At 73.1% G+C, this 6,461-nt stretch carries 6 protein-coding genes and 5 tRNA genes; 3 read left to right on the top strand and 8 right to left on the bottom strand.

Annotation, left to right across the window (positions count from 1 at the left end; translation table 11 throughout):
* Positions 1–111: 111 nt before the first annotated feature.
* The 3 genes from ACLQ2X_RS22420 to ACLQ2X_RS22410 all read right to left on the bottom strand — a co-directional run bounded on the left by ACLQ2X_RS22420 (position 112) and on the right by ACLQ2X_RS22410 (position 2,020).
* The gene (locus tag ACLQ2X_RS22420) at positions 112–1,752 is read right to left on the bottom strand and encodes a PKD domain-containing protein (protein ID WP_425683035.1); all 1,641 of its coding nucleotides are present in this window, start codon (positions 1,750–1,752) and stop codon (positions 112–114) included.
* Positions 1,753–1,862: 110 nt separating this feature from the next.
* Positions 1,863–1,934, bottom strand: a tRNA-Val gene (locus ACLQ2X_RS22415).
* Positions 1,935–1,947: 13 nt separating this feature from the next.
* Positions 1,948–2,020, bottom strand: a tRNA-Gly gene (locus tag ACLQ2X_RS22410).
* 157 nt (positions 2,021–2,177) lie between these two features.
* Here ACLQ2X_RS22410 and ACLQ2X_RS22405 point away from each other — a divergent pair.
* Positions 2,178–2,420 carry a DUF6458 family protein gene (locus ACLQ2X_RS22405; protein WP_425683034.1) on the top strand — a complete coding sequence of 81 codons (243 nt, stop codon included), beginning with the start codon at positions 2,178–2,180 and terminating at the stop codon, positions 2,418–2,420.
* Between the two features lie 87 nt (positions 2,421–2,507).
* Here ACLQ2X_RS22405 and ACLQ2X_RS22400 read toward each other — a convergent pair whose 3' ends face one another.
* The 4 genes from ACLQ2X_RS22400 to ACLQ2X_RS22385 all read right to left on the bottom strand — a co-directional run bounded on the left by ACLQ2X_RS22400 (position 2,508) and on the right by ACLQ2X_RS22385 (position 3,714).
* Complete coding sequence (locus tag ACLQ2X_RS22400; RefSeq protein ID WP_425683033.1) at positions 2,508–3,326, bottom strand: isocitrate lyase/PEP mutase family protein; 819 nt, start codon at positions 3,324–3,326, stop codon at positions 2,508–2,510.
* Between the two features lie 123 nt (positions 3,327–3,449).
* Positions 3,450–3,524: transfer RNA gene (locus ACLQ2X_RS22395), tRNA-Val, on the bottom strand.
* Between the two features lie 12 nt (positions 3,525–3,536).
* Positions 3,537–3,607: transfer RNA gene (locus tag ACLQ2X_RS22390), tRNA-Cys, on the bottom strand.
* A 34-nt stretch (positions 3,608–3,641) separates the two neighbouring features.
* A tRNA-Gly gene (locus tag ACLQ2X_RS22385) sits at positions 3,642–3,714 on the bottom strand.
* 310 nt (positions 3,715–4,024) lie between these two features.
* On the opposite strand from ACLQ2X_RS22385, the gene ACLQ2X_RS22380 reads away from it, so the two are divergent.
* A complete protein-coding gene (locus ACLQ2X_RS22380; protein WP_425683032.1) occupies positions 4,025–4,627 on the top strand; it encodes a TetR/AcrR family transcriptional regulator in 603 nt (200 codons plus the stop codon).
* 41 nt (positions 4,628–4,668) lie between these two features.
* Here the strand turns inward: ACLQ2X_RS22380 and ACLQ2X_RS22375 are convergent, their stop codons facing one another.
* Entirely contained in the window at positions 4,669–5,514 is an 846-nt protein-coding gene (locus tag ACLQ2X_RS22375) for a hypothetical protein (RefSeq protein ID WP_425683031.1), read from the bottom strand.
* A 188-nt stretch (positions 5,515–5,702) separates the two neighbouring features.
* Between ACLQ2X_RS22375 and ACLQ2X_RS22370 the strand changes: the two genes are divergently transcribed.
* Positions 5,703–6,371, top strand: coding sequence for a class I SAM-dependent methyltransferase (locus ACLQ2X_RS22370; RefSeq protein ID WP_425683047.1), 669 nt, complete (start codon positions 5,703–5,705; stop codon positions 6,369–6,371).
* The last annotated feature ends 90 nt before the right edge of the window (positions 6,372–6,461 follow it).

Below are 6,461 nucleotides of genomic sequence, written 5' to 3'. Positions count from 1 at the left end.
CCAGTGGGAACAACAGGCCGCCGACCTCGTCGCCGAACACTGGAACACGTAAGACAAACGCGAAAGGCCGGCACCCCGAACCCCGGGGTGCCGGCCTTTCGCGTACCCGGATCAGGCCGGTGGCAGGACGAACGTCCACGTGGTGGTGGTCGTGCTCGCCGCGGCGGCGGCGGCGGTCAACCCGCCGTAGCTGCCCACCGGCACGCCGCTCGCCGAGTCGGCCAGCAGCCCGGTCACCCGGCCGCCCCCGGTCTGCGAGCTGTTGCTGCGCGCCGTCACCCCGGACGGCGGGGTCAGCGCGGTGGACGCGGCGTCACCGTGCAGCCAGTACGACACCGCCCAGCTGTGCGCCGCGTTCACCGGCGCATACGGGGTGACCCGGGCGGCAGCGCCGGCCGGGTCGGTGGCCCGGGCGAAGACCGGCGCGACCGGGGCGACCCCGCGGTACGCGGCCACCACGAGGTTGCCCTTCGCCTGACTGTCCAGGGTCACCTTCACCGGCGTGCCCGCGTCCCCGGCCGTCGCTGTCTTCCACCAGGCGGTGGTGGTGGCGTAGCCGCCGTCGAGCCGGTCCAGCCGGGTCCAGCCGGTCACCCCGGTCGGCTCCCCGGTGCCGGTGTGCGTGTTCTGGCTGAGCAGGAGCAGTAGCGTGTCGCCGGCCTGCACACCCGCCGGGACGGTCACCGTGTGGCTGGTCCAGTTGGCGTTCGCGGTGGCCTGGCCGACGAACGAGATCCGCTCCGCCGCCGGTGCCACGGTGACCTGCACGGTCGCGCTGCCGGTGGCGCCCCGGTCGTCGGTGACGGCGAGCGTCACCGGGTAGGTGCCGGCCGCCGCGTACGTGTGGGAGGTGGTCGGCACGGACGCGGTGCCGGCGGTCGAGCCGTCGCCGAACGTCCACAGGTGGTCCTGGATCGCGCCGTCGGCGTCGGCGGAACCCGTGCCGTCGAATGTGCACACCAGTCCCGCGCAGGACGGCGTGAAGGCCGCCACGGGCGCCTGGTTCGCCGGGCCGCCCGAGCCCTTCAGGACCTTCACGTAGTCGATGTCACCGGCGAAGTAGTCGCAGGTGACATTCGTACCGTCGCACTGGCTCTTGCCGCCCACGGACACCGGCCACGAGTTGGCGATGGTGCCGGTCGGCCCGTTCAGCCGGCTGGTCCGGACCCCGTCGACGTACATCTCCACGTATGCGGAGGTGCGGTTGCAGGTGATCGTGTGCCACTGGCCGTCGGCGATCGGCACGTCGGTGTAGCCGGTGCGGGAGGCCCCGTCCGAGCCCCGGAACAGGCACTTCGGCTTGCCGCCAGGTGCCTCGAACTTCCAGTAGCCGCCAGGGTTGCCGCCCTGTCCCTTCTGCAGGATGTTGCCGAAGGAGTACGTGGTCCGGTAGCGGATGCTCACCGAGAAGTCCCCGGCGTCGGGGTTGAGGTCGGCACTGTGCGGCACCACGCTGACGTGCCCCGGCACGTACTCCTGGTCGCTGGGCAGGTGGGTGGCGAACCGGTGCCCGGTCGCGCCGGCGTAGCGCGTGCCGGTGACCACCTCGCCGCCGATGGCGCCGTGCCGGCCGTTGCCGCTGCTGTCCGTCAGCACGGTCGCGCCGGTCGGCTCGTCCATGCTCCAGAACGTCACGGTCCGGGTCGCGGTCGCCTGCGCGGGTGTGGCACCCACCGCCACCCCGACCGCCGCGACCGTGGCCGCCACGCCCAGTCGTGCGGCGGTACGCCACCACCGGTCGATCGTTCCCATGTGTCGCCTCCCGTGTCGGCTCACCCTGGCACGGGGAACGCCGCGACTCCATAAGCCGTACGGCGGGGAGGTGGCCGCCGATCATCCGGCGGCGGGAGGGTGGCTCTCGGTGGGCGATACTGGGTTTGAACCAGTGACCTCTTCCGTGTCAAGGAAGCGCGCTCCCACTGCGCCAATCGCCCGGGGTGGTTCGCGAGCGGACGACGGGATTCGAACCCGCGACCCTCACCTTGGCAAGGTGATGCGCTACCAGCTGCGCTACGTCCGCGACGTCGCCGGCTCGCGTCGACGACGGGCAAACTGTACCCGATCCCAAGATCGCCGCGCGGTGGACCCCCGCCGCGCCGGCCGCCCAGGGGTTGCGACGGTTCCTACCGGGGTATTGACGACCGGGACAGCACAACCATCCCCCGAAGGAGGCTGTCGTGGGTATCGGTACGAGCATCTTCCTGATCGCGGTAGGCGCGATCCTCACGTTCGCGCTCAACGCCAGTGTCGGCGGGGTCGACCTCGACGTCGTCGGCTGGATCCTGATGGCGGCCGGTGTACTCGGCCTGATCATGACCACGCTGGTGTGGGGCCGGCGCCGTCAGGTGGTCACCACCACCGACCAGCCGGTGGAGTACCGCCGGGTCGAGGAGCGCCGGGACGTCGCCCCGCCGATGTGATCGCCACCGGGGGGGGGCCGACGGAGCTGATCGGTCCGCCCCGGGCCGAGGGGCCCGCCGCCCGGCGTCCCCATCGGCATGTCCGGGTCACCTCCGCATCAGCGCGTTCAGCGTGTCGAAGTCGAGCGGGTCGGCGAGCGCCCCGTACGTCCCGGCGGCGAACACCTCCGCCGCCGCGCGCCGGACCAGCCCGTATGCCGCCTCGGCCGCCGCCGGCCCGAGGCTGACCCGGGCCACCCCCAGCCGGGCCAGCTCGGGCACCGGCGGGGAACCCGGCCCGGCCAGCACGTTCAACGGTGCGGGGATCGCCGCGACGAGAGCCGCCACGGTCCGCGGGTCGACCGTCCCCGGCACGAAGATCCCGTCGGCGCCGGCGGCCAGGTACGCCTCGGCGCGCGCGACAGTCTCCGGCACACCGCCGACACCGCGCAGGTATGTGTCCACCCGCGCGTTGACGTACAGCGCGATGCCGGCGTGGTCGGCGGCGGCCCGGACCGCGGCGAGGCGGGCGACCTGATCCTCGACCGGGCGCAGTGGCCCGCCGCCGTCGTGCCGGGTGTCCTCCACGTTGACTCCGACGGCCCCGGCGGCGAGTACCGCGGCCACGGTTCGGGCGACCTGCTCGGGGGTGTCGCCGTACCCGGCTTCGATGTCGGCGGTGACCGGCAGGGGCACCGCCTCGACGACCCGACGGATCACGTCGACGGCGGTGTCCCGGGTGAGGACGTCGCCGTCCGGGGCACCGCGGCTCCAGGCGACGCCGGCACTGGTGGTGGCGATCGCGTGGGCGCCGGCCGCGGCGACGATGCGGGCGGTGGCCGCGTCCCAGGCGTTGACCAGGACGACCGGCTCACCGGGCCGGTGCAGGGAACGGAAGTGCCGTGCGCGGGTCTGCTGATCGGTCACCCGGACAGTCTGGGTCGGTCGCCGGGGGGACGCAACGGGCGCTGGTGAAGGGACGCGACGGACGCCGGTCGGGCCGGAACGACGAGAAAGACCGTGTCGAATTGATCGACACGGTCTTTCCGCTGGTGGGCGATACTGGGTTTGAACCAGTGACCTCTTCCGTGTCAAGGAAGCGCGCTCCCACTGCGCCAATCGCCCTCGCATACTGCGAGGTGGAGACGGGATTTGAACCCGTGTACACGGCTTTGCAGGCCGTTGCCTCGCCTCTCGGCCACTCCACCGAGGTTGCCCCCGACATGCGTGGCGGCATCTCCGAGCGGACGACGGGATTCGAACCCGCGACCCTCACCTTGGCAAGGTGATGCGCTACCAGCTGCGCTACGTCCGCACGTCCCCGGTTGTAATCCGGTGACGGATGAGAACTTTAGCCGAGCCCGGGAACGGTTGCCAAATCGGGTCCCCCTCGGGCGCGTCCGACGGGTTGGCGGGCGTGGCGGTCCGCACCACACGCCGGGCTTCCTAGGAGCCTGGGTGGGTGCCCTCCCGGGCTCGGCCGACCGCCCGTCGCGAAGCACAGACAACCGCTCCCACCTGCGGATTCCATGCGGCGAGTCGACTGTCAGGCATCCGACTGTCCCACTGCCGACCGGCCGCTTCGGTAACTCCTCGTGGCCGTTCGGATGGGCTACCGTAACGCCGTGACGAGACGAGCCGCCGAGATCCGCTTGGACGCGCTGCTGCGAACGGCCTGCGACGTGATCGCGGAACGAGGGCTCGCCAACACCCGCACCGCCGACGTCGCCGCCGCCGCCGGGGTCAGCCAGGCACTCGTCTTCTACCACTTCGCCACCAAGGACCGGCTGCTCGCGCAGGCATTCGCATACGCGGTCGAGCAGGACGTGGCCCGCCTCGACACGGTGCTGCGCTCCGCCGTCCCGCCCCTGGCCAAGCTACGCCGGATGCTGCGCCTCTACACCCCCACCGGCCGCGCCACCTCCTGGTCCATGCGCATCGACGGCTGGGCGGAGTCACTGCGTACCCCCGAGCTGGAGAAGCTCTCCCGCCGCCTCGACCTACGCTGGCGGGCGGACCTCGCCACGGTCATCACCGAAGGGGTCACCGAGGGCACGTTCGACTGCCCCGACCCGGCCGGCGCGGCCTGGCGGATCAGCGCGGTGATGGACGGGCTGGCCGTCCAACTCGCGGTGCACGAACGGGTGATCACCCGCCGGCAGATCGCCGAGTGGGTACGGCTCGTCGCCGCCCGCGAACTGGGCCTGGAGCCGGGCCAACTCGACTGACGGCACGCGGACCCACCGACGCACCACGCACGGGTCGGTGGTCAGTACCAGCGGGCACGAGGGCGGTGCTGCTCGAACGACGGCGCCAGGTCCGCCGCGGCGTCGTCCGCCGCAGGGCGCAGCAGGCGGCGCATCCGCAGCAACAGACCGGCGCCGAGGAACAGCAACAGCCCGCCGAGCAGGAACGCGGCCTGCACCAGGCCGAAGCCGCCGCCTGTCGACACCGGCCGCCCGGCCACGCCCGCCGGCGGCTCGACCACCGCCGCGTCGGCCGGCTCCTCCGTCGGCTCCTCGGTGACCGGTTCCTCGGTGGGGGGCGACGTGGTGGGCGGGTCGGTCGGCCCCGCGCTGGCGGACCTCGGCGGCGGGGTCCGCTCGGCCGCCTCGCCCACCACCTGACGCGAGGCGGTACGCCGGGCCAGCAGCCGCAACTGCGGGTCGTACGCCTCCGCGACGAAACTCACCCGCCCACGCTCCACGTCCTCGGCGAACGCCACCCGGTACCGGGCGGTCACCGTACGACCCGGGCAGAGCACGCCCGGGTCGAGCCGGCGGTCGGTCAGCCGGGCGGTGTCCCCGTCGGTGCGGACCTCCAACGGGAACGAGCCGGTCTCCTCCACCCGGTCCACCTTCAGCTGGTCCAGCCGTACGCCCTGCACCCGCACCAGCATCGACCAGCGGACCTTGACACAACCACCCCCGTCGGAGCGGGACACCACGGCGGAGAGCGTCTCTGCCCGGTCCCCGCCGGTGAACTCGTCCGGCAGGCCGCTGAGCTCCGTGGAGAAGACGGCCGCCGCCCGCGCCGGCTCGCCGCCGCCGTATCCGACGCCGGCCAGACAGGTCAGCACCAGTCCGATCCGCAGCGCGTGCCGCCACCTGTCCACCAGGCCTCCTCACCTCGGTCGTGCCCACGGGCAACGCTAGGAGCGCGCCCCGCCGGCCGGTAGACGGGCGTGTTCGCATCCCCCGCCACATCCGGGGGGCGATTTCACCGACCGTGGTGAACCGGTCACCACCCCACCACGACACGCCCGGGATCAGTCAGGGTCGGCGGGTGGGACACAATCTGGCGGTGTCCGAGCTGTCCGCCGCGTTCGTCCGGCTGCACGCCCGCCTCGCCCCGGTCGCGTTCGTCCCCGAGGTGCGGCTGCACCAGGCCGACGAGCCGATCGGCCTGTGGGAACTGACCGAGGGCGAGTTCCGAAGCGCCCAGCCGCCGCCGTTCTGGGCCTTCGCCTGGGCCGGCGGGCAGGGCCTGGCGCGCTACGTCACCGACCACCCCGAGCTGGTCGCCGGCCGCCGGGTGCTCGACCTGGCCTCCGGCTCCGGCCTGGTCGCCATCGCCGCCGCCCGGGCCGGCGCCGCCGCGGTGCGCGCGGTCGAGGTGGACGAGCGGGCCGTCGCGGCAGTCGCGCTCAACGCCGACGCCAACGGGGTACGCGTCGACGCCGAACTCGGCGACATCCTCGACGGCGACGCCGGCGACGCCGAGGTGGTGCTCGCCGGGGACGTGTTCTACAGCGAGGCGATGGCCCGGCGGATGCTGCGCTTCCTGCTCCGGGCCGCCCGTGCGGGCGCGCGGGTGGTGGTCGGCGACCCGGGCCGGGCCTTCCTGCCCCGTGAGCGCTTCCACGAGCTGGCCGCGTACGACGTGCCGGTGCCGGAGGCGCTGGAGAGCGTACGGGTCAAGCGCACCACCGTGTGGGAACTGGACCCGACCCCACCGGGGGCGCGTCGCTAGCCCGTCCCCCTGTCGAGAAGGGGCCTTTCCTGACGAAAGTCAGGGTGGGTGGGTGCCGAACGGTGGCGGTGACACGCCGGCGCCGCCGCC

Source organism: Micromonospora sp. DT31 (genome assembly GCF_049841795.1).
GTDB lineage: Bacteria > Actinomycetota > Actinomycetes > Mycobacteriales > Micromonosporaceae > Micromonospora.
The sequence above is the reverse complement of the archived record's forward strand: the minus strand, read 5'-3'. Positions and strand labels throughout refer to the sequence as shown.